Origin of the sequence: Candidatus Methylacidiphilum fumarolicum (assembly GCF_949774925.1) — a bacterium.
In the GTDB taxonomy this organism is placed as follows: Bacteria; Verrucomicrobiota; Verrucomicrobiia; order Methylacidiphilales; family Methylacidiphilaceae; genus Methylacidiphilum; species Methylacidiphilum fumarolicum.
Window position 1 is genome coordinate 1,660,978 of record NZ_OX458932.1, and the last position, 15,656, is coordinate 1,676,633.

The following is a 15,656-nucleotide window of genomic DNA, read 5'->3' on the forward strand; positions in this document are numbered from 1 at the left end:
TCCCCTTATCGATATTCCCGTCAGGGGAGTGCCCGCTATTACGGGTAAACCTCTCCAAAAGCATCGCAAGCAGCCGGTTCTGCAGCATCTACGAAAGAAATCTTTCGATCTCCGATCTTTTTTTGAAGTAGTATGTGCCAATCCTATCCGCATAGTTCGCCTATCCGCCATGCTGGCATACAAACTTGTCACCAGTGCGATGCTGCGTATGGATCTACTCACACCGCAGACAAAACTGAGAGCTATAGGCTAGATGGACCATTTCTCTGGCCGAGAACCTCCCCCAGACGTCAGCAATTCGGTTCACTCTTGAAGCACGGCGCTGCGCAATTGTATAATGCCCTGGAATGCTTTTTGCTTGGAGCGTTCCCATGTATATGGAGATCCTCAAGAAATAAGTACTGAAAGTCTTCGTAATGTAAGAAGAGAGCTTAGGCTTGTTTTTATTTGCCGCTCTATTTCCGCCTTCCCTTTTCCAAACGAGGCCGCCCGCTTTTTCTTCCCCCAGGTTATGCTTTCGGATGCATCTTGCTTTATTCCCCAAACCCTCTCCCCTATTTCTTTCCGTGATCATCTGTGAAAACTTCAGAAAGTCTAGCCTCTATCCCATCCGCTTCTCCTTCTAACTGCTTCGGAACTTTTCGTGGTGCTGCGTAGGGAATGCCCGCCTCCTTTTCCTTTAAAACAAGCTAAATCATTCTGCGAATCTTCAGATTGCCTACTAGTGGAATGACAATCCTTTTACCACGTTCAAGGCTCACGAGCGCGACATACTGCCCACCCTTCTCTTCAAGAGTCCGATACATTTCTTCATCATACAGAATAGATCTAGCTTCCCTCACTCTTAGCAGCCTGCCGATTACCTTTTGTAAGTCCTTTCGTAACCTGAAAAGGATGGCCTCTTGCCTCTCTTTTGTGAGGTGAAATGTAGAAGTGGGCGGCTCTCTTTTTCCTAACATAGAAACAAGCTGCTGCAGAGAATGGAATATCTAGAAAGCAACCCGCTTTGCTTCTTCCGACCATCTCAGGCGTTGCTGGATCTTTGGGTTGATCATCACAGAGAAGACTAACATCCACTTTTCGATCGCTTCCTAGCCGTTCTAGAGGGCTACCTTCCACATTCTTGCTGGTAGCCCGCTTGGGCTAGCGTAGCCTTCCGCCACAAGCTTGTCCTTCGCCCTGCGTTCGCGAGAGACTTTCCGCGAAGCGCTCCAAGCCAAAGAAAGAGACAAGAAGACGCTTCTTGGCTGCGGAGCAAAGGCAAAGATCCTCTAGCATCTCGCGCTTCTTCCAGTTGAGCGATAGGCTCTCCGCTCGGGACCATTCAGCGCATCGCCTTACCCGGCTTCACCAACTTTCCCTATTGCCCCTGGTCTTTTGTATTGGCGCAAACCGTAAAGATGGCTTGGGAAGGCAGGGATTGATCGAAAGGAGATCCTTGGCATCTCCTCCTGCGGAGAAAGGGATTCGCCCGTTCATGACGGAGATTTTGGTCCTAAGAGAGGGGTAAAACTTCTAGGGGCCATCCGAAACCGAACCGGACAAGCCATGCCTTGTGGGCCACCATGACCATCGGAGATCTCGCCCCATTCCCCTAGCTCCATCAGACGTGAGAAAATTCTTTCTCTTGTAGTTTAGTCCACTGCTTTTATCCCTCAGCCGATCGATCACTGTTTTGTCTTGTGCTAGACAAAACCTTACCAGAGCTTGCCGCTGATCCTTCAGATCCCTCTTTTTCCCGGCGATGGAGACTCTTGTGTTGGTTCTTGTGTAGAGCTTGCAGCGTCTTTTGGCCGATCCCCACCAGATAGGCTTCATGAGGGTAATACTGCCGGTTTGTCGGAGTTCGTTTGGTGCGCAGCACCCCTTCCCATCGCCTTGCGCTACTGCCTGCTGACGCTCCGACCGATCAGCGCACTAAACTTCTTCGGCAAATAGATGTTCGCCATGCCTATTTATTCCTAGACTGCATCGCAATAGCAATAGCTATTCATAATTCTATCTGTTGGGTTCTACTCAAATCGTGTTTAAAACATTACTCTATAGGAAGAAAACTATTTACTTATCGCTCAAAAAAAGGACTGTATTGAAAGAAAAAAATTAAAATGAACAGCTTTTTCCTCGTAAGCTTTCTTGTTGGAGTAGGAATCGGGTTTCTTTTAACGCTGCTGCTACTTAGACCTAGATACATTTTGCTTCAAAAAGACCTAGAAAGATATAAGAATGAAAATGAAGATTTGATCAATTTACAGGCGCAAAACAAAGATTTAGAGCTACAAATAGCCACTCTTGAAGCTCAAAAGAAGGCTCAACAAGAACAAATTCTTTGGGTCACGGCGGCTCAAGACACACTCAAAACTATGTTTCAATCCCTCGCATTGCAAGTATTGGAATCGAATTCTAAAAATATTCTGGAGCAGGCTACTTATCAATTTCATTCCCTCTTTGAGAGCATGAAAGCGGACTGGAATCTAAAAAAACAAGAATTCAAAGAAATAGTCATGCCGATTGAAAAAAGCCTGGAAGCATTGGATCAACAGATAAAAAACTTGGAAAGCAAAAGAGAAGGAGCTTATAGCTCACTAAGCACTCATTTAACCCATCTATCTGAGGCTTACAAAGAACTCCATGAATCAGCTATAAAACTGGAACAATCCTTAAAATCTCCCCTTGTAAGAGGATCATGGGGAGAATACCAACTCCAGCGTCTTGTAGAAATGGCCGGAATGAAAGAACACGTCTCCTATATTCCACAGCCTCCCGATGCAGACAAAAGAGCCGATATGATCATCTATATCCCTGGGAACAGAAAGATATATGTTGATGCAAAAACGCCGATGGGAGCCTATCTTGAGGCTATGACAGCTGATAATGAAACCACAAGAAAAACAAAATTAAAGGAGCATCTGGCTGCGGTAAAGGAAAGAATCAGAGAATTAGGGAAAAAAGAGTACGGTCAGAATCAAACCGATGCATTTGAATATGTCATCATGTTCTTACCAAATGAAGGGCTTCTATCAGTCTCTTTTGAAGCAGATCCAGAAATATTCCAATATGCCTTAGAAAGAAAAGTCCTTCTTGCTTCACCGATCAATTTTCTTGCCTTGCTCAAAGCAATTGCTCTTGGCTGGCAACAGCAGCAGATGACGGAAGAGGTCGAAAAAATTGCCTATGAAATCAAAGAGCTGTACAGTTCTTTTGTTGAGCTCATGGAACTATTAAACAGACTCCGCAAAGCATTGGGAAGCTCGATGGAGGCTTTCAACAAAATTGCAACCCTCTGTCAAGGGAAAATTATTCCTTCGACAAAAAAAATTAAAACTAGTGGAGCTTTTTCCGAAGAGGTTAGTGATGTCCATGAAATCGAACCAACTCTTAAGGACATACCGTTCCAGCAGACCTAAAAATGAGAAATAAAAAACCACCTTTTTGTTTTAAGGTTCGTAGGCAGTCTCTTGAAAGCAACAAACTTCAGAGTAGAGTTAAGAAATATAAGAGATGATAGCAACCTTTAATAAACCTGAATATTTTATTAACCGAGAGCTAAGTTGGCTTGAATTCAATGCGAGAGTTTTGGAAGAAGCTGCTGATCCAAAACAGCCTTTGCTTGAAAGACTCCGGTTCCTTTGTATTTTTAGCTCCAATTTAGATGAATTTTTCGAAATTCGGGTCGCAGGAATCAAACAGCAAATAGAAAACGGAAGTGAAGAACAGAGTGCTGATGGGTTGACTCCCCTTCAAGTCTTCGAAGGAATCGAGAAAAGGACACATGAACTCGTTGAGAAACAATACAAAATTTGGAACGAGGAAATTAAGCCAGCTTTAAAAAAGAATGGGATCTTTTTATGCACCCACAATGAATTGACAGAATCAGAGCTTGAATGGTGTAAAACCTATTTTGATAAAGAAATTTTTCCCGTTCTGACTCCTTTGGCAGTTGATTCGAGTCATCCTTTCCCTCAATTAGTTAACAAATGCCTTAATTTGATCTTGACTTTGAAACGACCTAATGCCTCTCATATGCACAATTTTGGCATTGTTCAAATTCCAAGGATTTTGCCGCGTCTCATCACCTTGCCTGGAAGCAATTCTAAATCGGGTTTTAGGTTCATTCTTTTAAGTGATCTGGTCATAAACTTTCTGGACACGCTTTTCCCTGGTGATGAAATTCAAGATGTCAATTCCTTCAGAATTACCCGTAACAGTGAGCTTTATATCGATGAAGAAGAGGCAGAGAACCTCTTACAAACCGTTGAAGAGGAGTTGAAAAAGAGGAACAGGGGCAACGCTGTCAGGTTAGAAATAGAATCCACATGTCCAAAAGAACTAGAAGAGATTCTGTTGAAAGCACTCCATCTTGATCACCGCGACTCCTATCGCAACCCTGATCCTTTGAATTTCCTTCATCTTTTACCTATCTGTAACCATGAAGGGTTTCCACACCTAAGAGATAGACCATGGACCCCTGTTATCCCTTCAGAGCTTAGCGGAAAACCTAATCTTTTTGAAGTGATTCGCAAAACTGATGTACTTCTCCACCATCCGTATGAAAGCTTTGGAATCATTGTCGATTTTTTGCAGAAAGCAGCCATTGATCCTTCCGTCCTTGGAATAAGAATGACTCTCTATAGAACCAGTGGAGATTCTCCGATCGTTCATGCTCTTATTCGAGCAGCCCAAAATGGCAAGCAAGTCACGGCTTTGGTAGAAATCAAAGCCAGATTCGACGAAGAAAACAATATTCAATGGGCAAGACGTATGGAAGAAGCTGGAGTGCATGTTCTTTACGGTATTGTTGGATTGAAGACCCATTGTAAAATGCTTGAAATCATCCGGAGAGATCCAGATCAAATCAGGCTTTACGTTCATCTCGCTACAGGCAATTATCATCCAAGCACGGCAAGGCTGTACACTGATCTGAGCCTTTTAACCACCAATGAGGAGATAACGAAAGAAGTAGCAACTCTTTTCAACATATTGACCGGGCTTTCTCGATTTCATGGCATCGAAAAGCTTATCGTTTCTCCATTTAATATGGCTAGCAGGCTAAAGGAGATGATCCAAAGAGAAATTAACAATGCCAAAGAAGGGAAAAAGGCTAGAATCATTGCAAAACTGAATGCCCTCGTTGATGAAGATATCATTCAACATCTTTATGCCGCTTCTTCTGCAGGTGTTAAAATTGATCTTATAGTGAGGGGCATCTGCTGTTTAAGACCGGGAATTCCACAAGTCAGTGAAAATATTAGAGTCATTAGCATTGTAGGTAGGTTCTTGGAACATAGTCGGATCTTCTATTTTGAGAATGGAGGCAATCCTGAATATTATTCAGGGAGTGCGGATTGGATGCAAAGAAACTTTTATAGGAGAATCGAAATTATTTTTCCTATTGAACATCCCAAATTAAAAGAAAAGGTGCAGGAAATTCTAGAGGCTTATCTAGCGGATAATATCAAAGCCAGAGAACTTTTACCTAATGGAATTTACAGACGAATCAAACCAGAAAAAGAGCCTTTTCAGGCCCAACTCTATTTTAGAGAAAAAGCAAGAAAAGAACAACTGATCCAATCGAAAGGAAGGGAAGGGATGGAAATTCCCATCAAAGCTGTCCAACCACTCGCTATGGAAAATCAAAACCAAAGTTTTCTCTAGCCTTCCCTTTTTTTATTTGGATAGAGTGGCTTTTATAAAGCCAGAACCAGAGGCAATAGATCCTTGGTTTAGACAATCAGGTTTTTTCAGGAGTCTTTTGGCTAGTTCCCACCACTTGCCCTTCTGTCCATTCAATCAATGCCATTTCCGAAGCATCTGATAGCCTATTTCCTAGTTTCAAAATTCGTGTATAGCCGCCATTTCTGTTTTGCATCTGAGAAGCAATATCATTAAAAAGAACTCGAGCGGCTTTCTTATCATGGATTTTACTGACGACGAGTCGCCTAGCATGGAGAGTTCCCTTTTTTGCAAGGCTGACCAATTTTTCGGCAAAAGGACGCAAGGCTTTAGCCTTGGCTAAAGTCGTTTTTATTCTTTTATGTTCAATAAGCTCTACGGCCAGATTAGCAAGTAACGCAGCCCTATGCTGAGAATCCCTACCTAATTTCTGAGTCCTTTTCTGATGTCGCATCTCATGCCTCCTTTACCATACCCAGAAAAAATCCCTTTTATTCCCTGTATGTTTTCTCCTCTGGTTGTTCTAAGATACTCGGATCGAATTTCATTCCTAGGGAAAGACCAAGCGCAGCAAGCTTTTCTTTGATCTCATTCAAGGATTTCTTCCCAAAATTCCTATATTTAAGCATTTCAGCTTCCGTCTTCATGGCCAGCTGACCAACCGTAGTAATATTGGCGTTGTTCAAGCAATTAGCTGCTCTGACAGAAAGTTCTATTTCATTGACGCTCATATTAAGGATCTTTCGAAGCCTATTTTCTTCTTCTTTAACGGGTGGCTTCGGCTTTTCAAATTCAACCGGCTCTTTCCCAAATTGAACAAAAACATCAAGATGATGTTGGAGAATAGCGGCTGATTGTACAATAGCCTCGTCAGGCCCTATCCTCCCATCCGTCCATATTTCAAAAATGAGTCTATCGTAATCGGTCCTTTGTCCTACTCGGGTATTTTCAACCTCATACTTCACATGTCGCACCGGAGAAAAAAGACAATCGATAGGAATGACCCCAATGGATTGGTCTTGTTTCTTGTTGTACTCACCCAATAGGAAACCTCTTCCAACCTTAACTTCCAGCTCCATCATTAAATGCTTTTTTTGGTCAAGCGTACAAATTAGCTGCTCTGGATTGACAATTTCCACACCTGGATCAACCTGAATATCTGCCGCAGTCACGGGTCCTTCTTTAAGAACATCGATGCGGAAATTCCGAGTCTCCCTATCTGGCATTTTAATCAAGACCTTCTTCAGATTAAGAACGATGTCTATCACATCTTCGACGACACCAGGAATAGAAGTAAATTCGTGCATGACCCCATCGATTTTGACCGAGGCAATGGCCGCTCCCTCTAAAGATGACAAAAGGATTCGGCGCAACGAATTACCTAAGGTATGTCCATATCCCGACTCGAAGGGTTCAATGATATAACGACCAAAGGTTGCATTCGATACCGTCTCATCTTTGACGATGGAACGGGGCATCTCAAATCTTCCTAAACGTATAGCCATAACACCCTACCACTCCTTCTATAAAGGATTTTGCATCCCAATGTTCATTTTGAATACAACTCCACGACAAGTTGCTCGTTGACGATAGGCTGTATTTCTTCTCTGGTTGGAAGCCGATTCACCGTCCCCTTTAGATTATCTGCTTCTAGAGAGAGCCAATCGGGGATCCTTATGCCTTTCATGGCTTCAAGATTGCGTAAGGCCAATTTTCTCGATTGAGGCTTAGGGCAAATTTCTATAACATCCCCTGGTTTAGTTCTATAACTTGGTATATTCACTTTCTTGCCATTGACATAAATATGCCCATGGTTAACTAGTTGCCTAGCTTCCATTCTACTTGTTGCAAAACAAAGCCTATAGACGATGTTGTCTAACCTTTGCTCAAGAAGCTGAAATAGCACTTCTCCTGTTACCCCTTTCTTTTTATGAGCAATTTGGAAATACCTTCGAAATTGCTTTTCCATGATCCCATACATAAACCTCAACTTTTGCTTCTCTGCCAAAGCCACCGCATAATCTGATTTCTTCTTCGCAGCCCTCTGACCATGAATTCCTGGTGGATAAGGCTTCCGTTCTAAAGCCTTATTAGGGCCAAACAAAGCAACATTAAACCGTCTGGAAATCTTCGCTTTTGGACCAATATATTTTGCCATGATTTTGTTTCTCCACTTTTTTCAACTTAGACGCGACGTGGCTTCTTTGGTCGACACCCATTATGAGGTATTGGAGTCACATCTAAGATTGAGGTGACTTCCAATCCTACCGCTTGCAAGGCCCTGATCGCCGATTCTCTTCCGGTTCCAGGCCCTTTGACTTTTACAATGACCTCTCTCATTCCATGTCCCATAGCTTGTCTAGCAGCATCCTGTGCAACCAGCTGTGCCACATAGGCTGTGGATTTTTTAGTCCCACGAAAACCACACTTGCCGGCACTGGACCACGCCACCGTTTTTCCACTCATATCGGTGATCGTCACAATAGTATTATTAAAGGTGGCCAAAATGTTTACTATTCCATTATAAATCGCCTTGCTTGCGCGAACTTTAGGTATCTTTATCTTTTCTTGCTCCTGTTCCAATGGCGTCGACAATAAATCTTCTCCCTGGTTTTCTTTCTTTTTTATATTCTGAGCTTTTCCTGCCAACTCTGAAGTTGATGCCATCTGTGAATTACCTTCCTCTTTTTTTACTTTCGGCTTTTTTTCTTGATTACCCTCTGCCATTGTGTCCTCCCTTTCCACTCCATCACTAACTCTCCATTAAGATTAATACAGAACTCCCTTAAACCTTGCCTTTCTTAGCCTCTTTTCTTCTGACCACACCGATGGTTTTTCTAGGTCCTTTTCTTGTCCTAGCATTCGTAGAGGTTCTCTGTCCTCTTACAGGAAGTCCACGGATGTGCCTTAAGCCTCTATAACAACGGATAGACTGCAACCTCTTTATATTTTGCTGAACCTCTCGTCTTAAATCCCCTTCAATGACAAAACCATTTTCTTCGATTACCTGTATAATCCGATTAATCTGTTGGTTTGTCAGGTCCTTCGCTCTCATCTGAGGATTGAGTTCAGCCTGTTCACAAATGAGCTTTGCCCTTGATCTGCCAATGCCATAGATAACAGGCAATGCTGCAATCAAAGGCTTGTTACCTGGAATTTCTACACCCAAAATTCGAGCCATTCTATCCTTTCAGTTTAAAAATTAACCCTGTCTTTGTTTCAATCGCGGATTCTTTTTGTTTATAATATAGATTCTTCCTTTTCTTCGAACGACTTGACAATTGGCTGTCCGTCTTTTTACTGAAGCTCTTACTTTCATTGCTTCTCCTAGTGTTAATTAAAAAAGCAGAAGGTTTTCAATAATCAAAAAAGAAAAAAAATCAAGATTTTTTTATCCTAAAAAGCCGTATGATACACTAACTCTACATTATCTTCGGTTAAAGTCAAAATTTCCGGACCATTCTTGGTAATCAAAACGGTATGCTCAAAATGAGCCGACCTTTGCCCATCTTCAGTAACAGCGGTCCAACCATCTGGCATCATGAGAACTTTTCCAGATCCTCTGTTAACCATTGGTTCGATGGCTATGGTCATTCCTGCTTTTAACTTCGGTCCTTGGCCTGGTTTTCCAAAATTCGGAACGTGAGGTTTTTCATGGAGTTTTCTGCCAACCCCATGACCCACAAACTCCTTAACTACCTGATAACCTTGCTCAAGAACATACCTTTCAATTGCCGAGGAAATATCCCCAATTCTATTACCTTCCTGTGCCTGAGCTATGCCAAGCATAAGGGCTTTGTTGGTCACTTCAATTAACCGTAAATCCTCTACATCAACCGTTCCCACTGGATAAGTCTTTGCTGTGTCCCCTATCCACCCATCGAGAATAATACCTACATCCAACTTTACAAGATCTCCATACTGGATTTTTCTCTTTCCTCCAATCCCATGGACCACTTCTTCATTGATCGATATACAGATATTTCCAGGAAAGCCTCTATAACCTAAAAACGCACTCTTTGCTCCATAGGATTCGATAAGATGGGCCGCATACTTATCCACCTCCTCCGTAGTGATCCCTGGAGCAAGAATAGGCCTTATTTTTTCTATTATTTCGGTGACGACTCTGCAGCTACGCCGCATCGCCTCAATTTCTTTGCCTCTTTTAATGGGTATCACTGGAACAGTAAAAGGTGAAAAAATTAAAAATATCAAATTAAATATAATATAAACATAGAAGAGTTACCGATTCAAACAGAACTGATTTTCCCAATTTTTTTCAATAATCGTTTCTTCTTTCGATTAGCAGTATTCGCCACAAGCTTCTTTCTTTTAACCAATCGATCCAGTAAGGATTGAATGGTGGGGAAAAAAGACAGAGCTTCCTCTTTTTTTTTGGCATCAATCAATGCCTTAAGCTGTTTTAACTGCTCTTTTAATTCTTTCTTTGCTCTTAGATTAAAAATGCGCTTTCTTTCGCTTTTCCGTTGGTTCTTTTCAGCCGATTTTGTATTGGGCATAAGAAAAAGTAATTTCAGAACATTTGATGGAATGTCAAGTAAAAGAAAAATAATTTTAAAAACTTCTCTTCCTAACTATCTTCTTTTGGATCATCCGAACATTGGATAAAAAAGATTTGTAAGAGCTCAGTTAAAAAGAACTATGAAAATTCCTCAAGATTGGATTTTTGAAAAACTAAAAGTGGCCCTTTCTGAAAAGTTTGGTCAAACCGACCATATTCCAATAGTCGAACCCTGTTCCAATCCTTCATTTGGAGATTACCAAACTAATGTCGCATTTCTAATGGCCAGTCAACTCAAAGAAAATCCAAGAAAATTAGCTGAAGAGTTTGCGAGGATCATTGGAGACAACTCCGTAACTTTTTATCCTGAAGTCGGAGGCAATGGATTCATTAATTTTAGAGTAAAACCAAAAGCTTACCTGAATGCTTTCCTTGCGATCCGTTCCGACCCTCGACTTGGCATTGAGCAGACTAAAGAACCACAGACAATCGTGATAGATTTTTCAAGCCCAAACATAGCAAAAGAATTACATGTGGGCCATCTTCGCAGCACGATTCTTGGAGATGTCTTAAAAAGACTCAATCTTTTTTTAGGCCATCGTGTCATTGCGGACAATCATCTGGGAGATTGGGGAACACAGTTTGGGATGGTGCTTTTAGGATACAAAAGATACGGCGATCCGCTTGCTTTAGCCGAAAAACCCTTGGAGTATCTGGAAGGACTATATGTGAGAATCCAAAAAGAAGCAAAAGAATCTGAAAGGATTAAGGAAGAGGCAAAAAGAGAATTACAAAAATTGCAATCTGGTGACAGCGAAAACTTAAAACTTTGGGATGTCTTTGTTCATGCTTCCCTAAAGGAATTGGACAAAATTTATCAAAAGCTTAATGTAAAATTCGATTATTCCCTTGGAGAAAGCGTGTATAATCCTATGCTTCCAGGGGTTGTCGAAGAACTTCTTCAAAAAGGGATTGCTCGATACAGCGAAGGGGCCGTTTGTGTGTTTTTCAACAAAGACTTCCCAGAATTAGCTAACAAGCCCATGATAATCCAAAAAACTGATGGCGCTTATCTTTATGCCACAACGGATATTGCTACCCTTCTTTTCCGTTTGAGCAATTGGCAAGCTCAGCGGATCATATATGTCACTGACTCAAGACAAAAACTGCACTTCCAGCAACTTTTTGCCCTTGCTCGACTACTCGGCATCGATATTCAGCTCGAACACGTTTATTTCGGATCAATCCTTGGAGAAGACAAAAAACCTCTTAAAACTAGGGAAGGGACGTCAATAAAGCTAAGGGAGCTTTTAGAGGAAGCGGTCAATCGAGCCTACCAGATTATAGATGAAAAAAGAAAGGATTTGTCCGAGGATAAAAAAAGAGAGATAGCCCATGCTGTCGGGATAGGGGCTCTGAAATATGCCGATCTTTCTCAAAACAGAATCCTCGATTATATTTTTAGCTGGGAAAAACTCCTTTCTCTTGAAGGAAATACCGCACCTTATCTCATAAACGCCCATGTTCGAATTTGCTCTATTTTGAAAAAAGCTGCTTCCTCCGGTTATGGTTCTACCCTGGGCTTTACCTCTCTAAAATTCGAAACCGACACCCTCCACCCTCAAGAAATAGAACTGATGAAAGCGGTTTTAAGCTTCAAATATTCCTTATTCCTTGCAGCCAAAGAAAATAGCCCACACCATCTTTGTAACTATCTTTATAACCTTGCAAAAGTCTTTCACAAATTCTATGAACAATGCCCAGTCTTAGGTGCATCGACGGAATCCTCAAAGCAGCTACGCCTAGCCTTTTGCGATTTTACGCAACGCACTCTTTCTTTAGGACTAGAGCTTCTGGGCATCGAGCCTTTGAAAGAGATGTAGGAGGTTGAAGAGACAAGCTTGCCAGTGAAAAAAGAAAGAATGCACAAAAAATTGGAACTCCAGAGAAAAAAATCAATCTCTATAATTTTTTTTATGGAATAATCATTTTATATTCATACAATTATTGCCTATATTGTATAAGGTTATTATTTAGAAACGAAAATATTGTCTCTATTACGATGGATAACGGATGGCTCGATGAAGAGAAAAGATGTACTTTTACTATTTCTCAATGTCTTCAAGGAGAAGTAGAACCTTCTTACTGTAGTATCGCTCAATGGATTTTTAATGTTATCCATAATATTGCTGAAGGGTTACTAGTTCTAGATAGTGAAGGGAACATTAAGCTTACCAACAAGGCTGCTGAAGAGCTTTTCGGCTATCATAGAATGGAACTTTTTCGTAAACCCTTTGTTGAACTCCTTGCCCCTCCCTATCGTCAGAAATGGATCCGAACTTTTTTAGCTAAAAAGAAAAAAAAACCAATCAACCAATATGAACTCTTAGGTCAAAAGAAAGATAAAACAACCTTTTTCATGGAGATCTCAGTGAGTGAAGTCTTCTTAAAGGAAGGAAAAGTTTTAAGCGTTCTTGTAAGGGATATTAGAGAAAGAAAAGCTCTAGAAAAGGCAGCCTTAGAAGCTAGCGAACACGAAAGACAAAGAATAGGCCAAGACATTCATGATAGTCTCTGCCAGTTATTGATTGGTATTGAGTTTAAAGCTCAGTTTTTATCCCAAGAACTTCGAGAAAAGGCAGCCGTCGGTCATGAGCTAGCCTCTGAAATCGCCAAATTAGCTAGAGAAGCAGCAACTTCAGCTCGAGATATAGCCAAGGGACTAGCGCCACTGGCGATGTCCACCTCAGATCTGATTGCTTCCTTAATGGATTTGGCTCAAAATACGGGTAAAAACACCCCCATCACTTGTCAGTTTCATTTGATTGGAGAACCTGTTGTTCCCAACCCTTCTTTTGCTATCCAGCTTTATCGAATCGCTCAAGAAGCTGTTAATAACGTGATCAAACACTCAGGGGCCTCGCACATCGACATCACTTTTGGAGAGACATCTGGAACAATTTTTCTTCAAGTGGAAGACAATGGCATTGGAATGAAAATGAAAGATGGGATAAACAAAGGGTTAGGTTTCAGGTCGATGCTCTATCGTGCGGGAATGATCGGTGCTAATTTGAGTATCGATTCTCTTCCTGGAAAAGGGACAAAAATCATTTGCAGTTTACCTTCTGCCCAAAATACTAAAACCAATGGTTAAGAACAATATGATGAAGGAACGATCTACTGAGACGAAAAAAAGAGGGGTGCTCATCGTTGACGATCATGCCGTACTCCGAGAGGGTTTAGCGTATATTATTGGAACAGATCCATCCCTCTGCGTGTGCGGAATGGCTGAAAACGCGCAAAAAGGTTTTGAGCTTGTCGAAAAGTTAAAACCAGATATTGTTCTAGTTGATATTTCTTTACCAGGCAAAAGCGGTCTGGAACTTGTCAAAGACATTCATGCTATTTACCCTGAAATTCCAATCCTTGTGCTCTCCATGCATGAAGAATCACTGTTTGCTGAAAGGCTGTTAAGAGCTGGTGCTAGAGGCTACTTAATGAAATCGGAAGGCGGTGAAAAGCTGCTTCAAGCTATAAACAGGATTCTGGAGGGCAACATTTTTGTTAGTGATGAAATTTCTTCTAGGATCCTAGAAGGCTTTACAGGGAAAAAAAGCTCACCTTTCAAGGCTAGCCCTTTAGGAAAATTGAGCGACAGGGAACTGGAAGTCTTTCAATTGATCGGCAAAGGACTCAGCTCCAGACAGATTGCCGAACAGCTGCATTTAAGCATCAAAACTGTCGAGGCTTATAGAGCTAGTATCAAACAAAAATTAAAACTACAGAGTGGAACTGAGCTTGTTCACTATGCCATCTCATGGCATCAAACAAATATTTCTTCTGGGCAAACGGACTTTTAACTGTTTTTTGCACATTTCTCCTTTTTTAAGAAACCAAATGATTGCTCGGGTGCTTAAAACTTCTTCTACATGAATTCCTCTTACCTCCTACACCCCAGTATTACTCCCTCTTTTTTTGATTCCCAAACTTTAGAGTCTTTTAGTTTCTTTTTAATCCTTCTGGGTTTCTCTTTGTGTTGGGGAATATTTATAAATTTTTTTCTTCTTGTCCCAAAAATTCTGAAGATTCTCCAACCTTGTTCTCAGAGAAACTACCAGCCACTAAGAAATAAGCACTACTCTCTGTTATTTTTTTCTTTTGCTTGTCTTTCAGCTGGTTATGTATTTAAGCTGATTGTCAATCCCTCTCCTTTAATTGGACTAGGGATTTTCTATTTCCTTATAACTTTTTTCTTGCACAGGCTCCTACAGGCTAACCAATCGAGTCTTCCCTCATTCATGGGAATGGCCAGTGGGGTTGTGCTGCTCATCAGTGAAATTTTATATCTTAGAGGAGTGAAATCCTTCTCCACTTTCGGTTTTCTCACCTCTTTGGAAATAATTTGTTTAGAAATACTTTCTGGTAGTTCTCTGATTTTTCTTTTGAATATTGTCCCCCTTGTAGAAGGACAAAGTATCAGAAGGGTGTTGAGTTTTTCCCTTGCCAGGTTAGGTAGCCTTCTGGATATTCCTATGGCGTTATTTTTTTTGAGCCTGCTTTGGCTCTCCTTTGAAAGCTCCCTCTATACCACTAGTCCTTTTTTCCTTTTTACTCCATGGTTTTGCATCCTTTGTATTCTTTTGCTTTTATTCCGCATTTATCATCAACTTTTGGCAGAGCCACGATTCACTGGGATACTCATGAGATCTTTAGGAGCAAATCATTTCCAGTTTTCCTTTAGAAAACTCCCATTGCCAAGCATAAAAATAACCTCCTTTTCTCTTCCTAGCTATGTTTTAGAATGCTGGACTTGCTGGATTCTTCTGCTATTGATGGCTTTCCGAGGCACTTCTCTTTTTTCCTCTGCCCTGCTACCTTTCCAAGAGCATTTTGTCGGTAAAACCGGCATCTTTACCTTCTCTTTCCATCCCTTTTCCCCTGCTCCTTTCAAACTACAACTTTCTAGTTTTAAAAATAATTCCCTGTCTTCTACACAAAGCCTTGTTCTTATCCTCACTGATAGTTCCAGTCCGTTTCATGTCATTGCTCCTTCCTTGAAAAAAGAAAAGGAAGGAGCTTATTACTTTTCAGCAAAAAATTTTTCTCATCCAGGAAATTGGCAGATAAAGATCTTAACTAAGACAAAAGATGCAAGAGCTTTCCATACTGAAGGATCTTTTGAAATCCATATTCCTTCAGGATGGAATCCTAACCCTTTTCCCCTACGTCTTTTTGTTGTTTTTATGCTTTTAGCGATCTCCTTTACCATCCTTTTACTCTTTATTTACCTCTATCGATTTAGTGTCTCCTTCGCTACGGAAACAAAAATCTTGGCCAATGACACTCCTGGAGCTGAAATATTCGTTAACTATTTTGGTCCTAATGTCCGTTCTAAACTTGCCACTTTCTGTTCTGCCTTGATCCTGCTTGGAATAGCTTTCTTGTTTTAAGCTTGATTTTTTGT

General features: G+C 41.1%; 16 protein-coding genes. 6 read left to right on the top strand and 10 right to left on the bottom strand.

Annotation, left to right across the window (positions count from 1 at the left end; all coding sequences use genetic code 11):
- Positions 1-689 precede the first annotated feature (689 nt).
- Both QOL44_RS07615 and QOL44_RS07620 read right to left on the bottom strand, forming a co-directional pair.
- Positions 690-959: a hypothetical protein gene (locus tag QOL44_RS07615; RefSeq protein WP_258042287.1), complete on the bottom strand. Its 270-nt coding sequence runs from the start codon at positions 957-959 to the stop codon at positions 690-692.
- 388 nt (positions 960-1,347) lie between these two features.
- Positions 1,348-1,479 carry a hypothetical protein gene (locus tag QOL44_RS07620; RefSeq protein WP_266098570.1) on the bottom strand — a complete coding sequence of 44 codons (132 nt, stop codon included), beginning with the start codon at positions 1,477-1,479 and terminating at the stop codon, positions 1,348-1,350.
- A 626-nt stretch (positions 1,480-2,105) separates the two neighbouring features.
- On the opposite strand from QOL44_RS07620, the gene rmuC reads away from it, so the two are divergent.
- Together rmuC and ppk1 are read left to right on the top strand one after the other, a co-directional pair.
- Positions 2,106-3,404 (top strand): DNA recombination protein RmuC, encoded by a 1,299-nt coding sequence (gene rmuC / locus QOL44_RS07625; RefSeq protein ID WP_009058377.1) that lies wholly within the window; start codon positions 2,106-2,108, stop codon positions 3,402-3,404.
- Positions 3,405-3,498: 94 nt separating this feature from the next.
- Positions 3,499-5,652, top strand: coding sequence for a polyphosphate kinase 1 (ppk1, locus tag QOL44_RS07630; RefSeq protein WP_009058376.1), 2,154 nt, complete (start codon positions 3,499-3,501; stop codon positions 5,650-5,652).
- Between the two features lie 76 nt (positions 5,653-5,728).
- Here ppk1 and rplQ read toward each other — a convergent pair whose 3' ends face one another.
- The 8 genes from rplQ to rpsT form a co-directional block, all read right to left on the bottom strand.
- The gene (rplQ, locus tag QOL44_RS07635; protein ID WP_009058375.1) at positions 5,729-6,124 is read right to left on the bottom strand and encodes a 50S ribosomal protein L17; all 396 of its coding nucleotides are present in this window, start codon (positions 6,122-6,124) and stop codon (positions 5,729-5,731) included.
- 37 nt (positions 6,125-6,161) lie between these two features.
- The gene (locus tag QOL44_RS07640; protein ID WP_009058374.1) at positions 6,162-7,175 is read right to left on the bottom strand and encodes a DNA-directed RNA polymerase subunit alpha; all 1,014 of its coding nucleotides are present in this window, start codon (positions 7,173-7,175) and stop codon (positions 6,162-6,164) included.
- A 44-nt stretch (positions 7,176-7,219) separates the two neighbouring features.
- Positions 7,220-7,828 carry a 30S ribosomal protein S4 gene (rpsD, locus tag QOL44_RS07645; RefSeq protein ID WP_009058373.1) on the bottom strand — a complete coding sequence of 203 codons (609 nt, stop codon included), beginning with the start codon at positions 7,826-7,828 and terminating at the stop codon, positions 7,220-7,222.
- Between the two features lie 26 nt (positions 7,829-7,854).
- Positions 7,855-8,397: a 30S ribosomal protein S11 gene (gene rpsK / locus QOL44_RS07650; protein WP_009058372.1), complete on the bottom strand. Its 543-nt coding sequence runs from the start codon at positions 8,395-8,397 to the stop codon at positions 7,855-7,857.
- Positions 8,398-8,455: 58 nt separating this feature from the next.
- Positions 8,456-8,851 carry a 30S ribosomal protein S13 gene (gene rpsM, locus QOL44_RS07655; RefSeq protein ID WP_009058371.1) on the bottom strand — a complete coding sequence of 132 codons (396 nt, stop codon included), beginning with the start codon at positions 8,849-8,851 and terminating at the stop codon, positions 8,456-8,458.
- Positions 8,852-8,872: 21 nt separating this feature from the next.
- Positions 8,873-8,989 carry a 50S ribosomal protein L36 gene (gene rpmJ, locus QOL44_RS07660; protein ID WP_039720615.1) on the bottom strand — a complete coding sequence of 39 codons (117 nt, stop codon included), beginning with the start codon at positions 8,987-8,989 and terminating at the stop codon, positions 8,873-8,875.
- 77 nt (positions 8,990-9,066) lie between these two features.
- Positions 9,067-9,849: a type I methionyl aminopeptidase gene (gene map, locus QOL44_RS07665; protein ID WP_009058370.1), complete on the bottom strand. Its 783-nt coding sequence runs from the start codon at positions 9,847-9,849 to the stop codon at positions 9,067-9,069.
- A gap of 71 nt (positions 9,850-9,920) precedes the next feature.
- Positions 9,921-10,190 (bottom strand): 30S ribosomal protein S20, encoded by a 270-nt coding sequence (gene rpsT / locus QOL44_RS07670; RefSeq protein WP_009058368.1) that lies wholly within the window; start codon positions 10,188-10,190, stop codon positions 9,921-9,923.
- A 142-nt stretch (positions 10,191-10,332) separates the two neighbouring features.
- Between rpsT and argS the strand changes: the two genes are divergently transcribed.
- The 4 genes from argS to QOL44_RS07690 all read left to right on the top strand — a co-directional run bounded on the left by argS (position 10,333) and on the right by QOL44_RS07690 (position 15,642).
- The gene (gene argS / locus QOL44_RS07675) at positions 10,333-12,075 is read left to right on the top strand and encodes an arginine--tRNA ligase (protein ID WP_009058365.1); all 1,743 of its coding nucleotides are present in this window, start codon (positions 10,333-10,335) and stop codon (positions 12,073-12,075) included.
- 179 nt (positions 12,076-12,254) lie between these two features.
- Entirely contained in the window at positions 12,255-13,346 is a 1,092-nt protein-coding gene (locus tag QOL44_RS07680) for a PAS domain-containing sensor histidine kinase (RefSeq protein ID WP_009058363.1), read from the top strand.
- Positions 13,347-13,353: 7 nt separating this feature from the next.
- Positions 13,354-14,052 carry a response regulator transcription factor gene (locus QOL44_RS07685; RefSeq protein WP_009058362.1) on the top strand — a complete coding sequence of 233 codons (699 nt, stop codon included), beginning with the start codon at positions 13,354-13,356 and terminating at the stop codon, positions 14,050-14,052.
- Positions 14,053-14,121: 69 nt separating this feature from the next.
- Positions 14,122-15,642 (top strand): hypothetical protein, encoded by a 1,521-nt coding sequence (locus tag QOL44_RS07690; protein WP_009058360.1) that lies wholly within the window; start codon positions 14,122-14,124, stop codon positions 15,640-15,642.
- Positions 15,643-15,656: the final 14 nt, after the last annotated feature.

Excerpts from the sequence above, each read along its gene's own strand:
- rpsK (WP_009058372.1), bottom strand. The coding sequence starts at position 8,397 with ATGGCAGAGGGTAATCAAGAAAAAAAGCCGAAAGTAAAAAAAGAGGAA.
- rpsD (WP_009058373.1), bottom strand. The coding sequence starts at position 7,828 with ATGGCAAAATATATTGGTCCAAAAGCGAAGATTTCCAGACGGTTTAAT.
- argS (WP_009058365.1), top strand. The coding sequence starts at position 10,333 with ATGAAAATTCCTCAAGATTGGATTTTTGAAAAACTAAAAGTGGCCCTT.
- rpmJ (WP_039720615.1), bottom strand. The coding sequence starts at position 8,989 with ATGAAAGTAAGAGCTTCAGTAAAAAGACGGACAGCCAATTGTCAAGTC.
- QOL44_RS07640 (WP_009058374.1), bottom strand. The coding sequence starts at position 7,175 with ATGGCTATACGTTTAGGAAGATTTGAGATGCCCCGTTCCATCGTCAAA.
- rpsT (WP_009058368.1), bottom strand. The coding sequence starts at position 10,190 with ATGCCCAATACAAAATCGGCTGAAAAGAACCAACGGAAAAGCGAAAGA.
- QOL44_RS07680 (WP_009058363.1), top strand. The coding sequence starts at position 12,255 with ATGGATAACGGATGGCTCGATGAAGAGAAAAGATGTACTTTTACTATT.
- ppk1 (WP_009058376.1), top strand. The coding sequence starts at position 3,499 with ATGATAGCAACCTTTAATAAACCTGAATATTTTATTAACCGAGAGCTA.
- rplQ (WP_009058375.1), bottom strand. The coding sequence starts at position 6,124 with ATGCGACATCAGAAAAGGACTCAGAAATTAGGTAGGGATTCTCAGCAT.
- rmuC (WP_009058377.1), top strand. The coding sequence starts at position 2,106 with ATGAACAGCTTTTTCCTCGTAAGCTTTCTTGTTGGAGTAGGAATCGGG.
- QOL44_RS07685 (WP_009058362.1), top strand. The coding sequence starts at position 13,354 with ATGATGAAGGAACGATCTACTGAGACGAAAAAAAGAGGGGTGCTCATC.
- QOL44_RS07620 (WP_266098570.1), bottom strand. The coding sequence starts at position 1,479 with ATGAACGGGCGAATCCCTTTCTCCGCAGGAGGAGATGCCAAGGATCTC.
- rpsM (WP_009058371.1), bottom strand. The coding sequence starts at position 8,851 with ATGGCTCGAATTTTGGGTGTAGAAATTCCAGGTAACAAGCCTTTGATT.
- QOL44_RS07615 (WP_258042287.1), bottom strand. The coding sequence starts at position 959 with ATGTTAGGAAAAAGAGAGCCGCCCACTTCTACATTTCACCTCACAAAA.
- QOL44_RS07690 (WP_009058360.1), top strand. The coding sequence starts at position 14,122 with ATGAATTCCTCTTACCTCCTACACCCCAGTATTACTCCCTCTTTTTTT.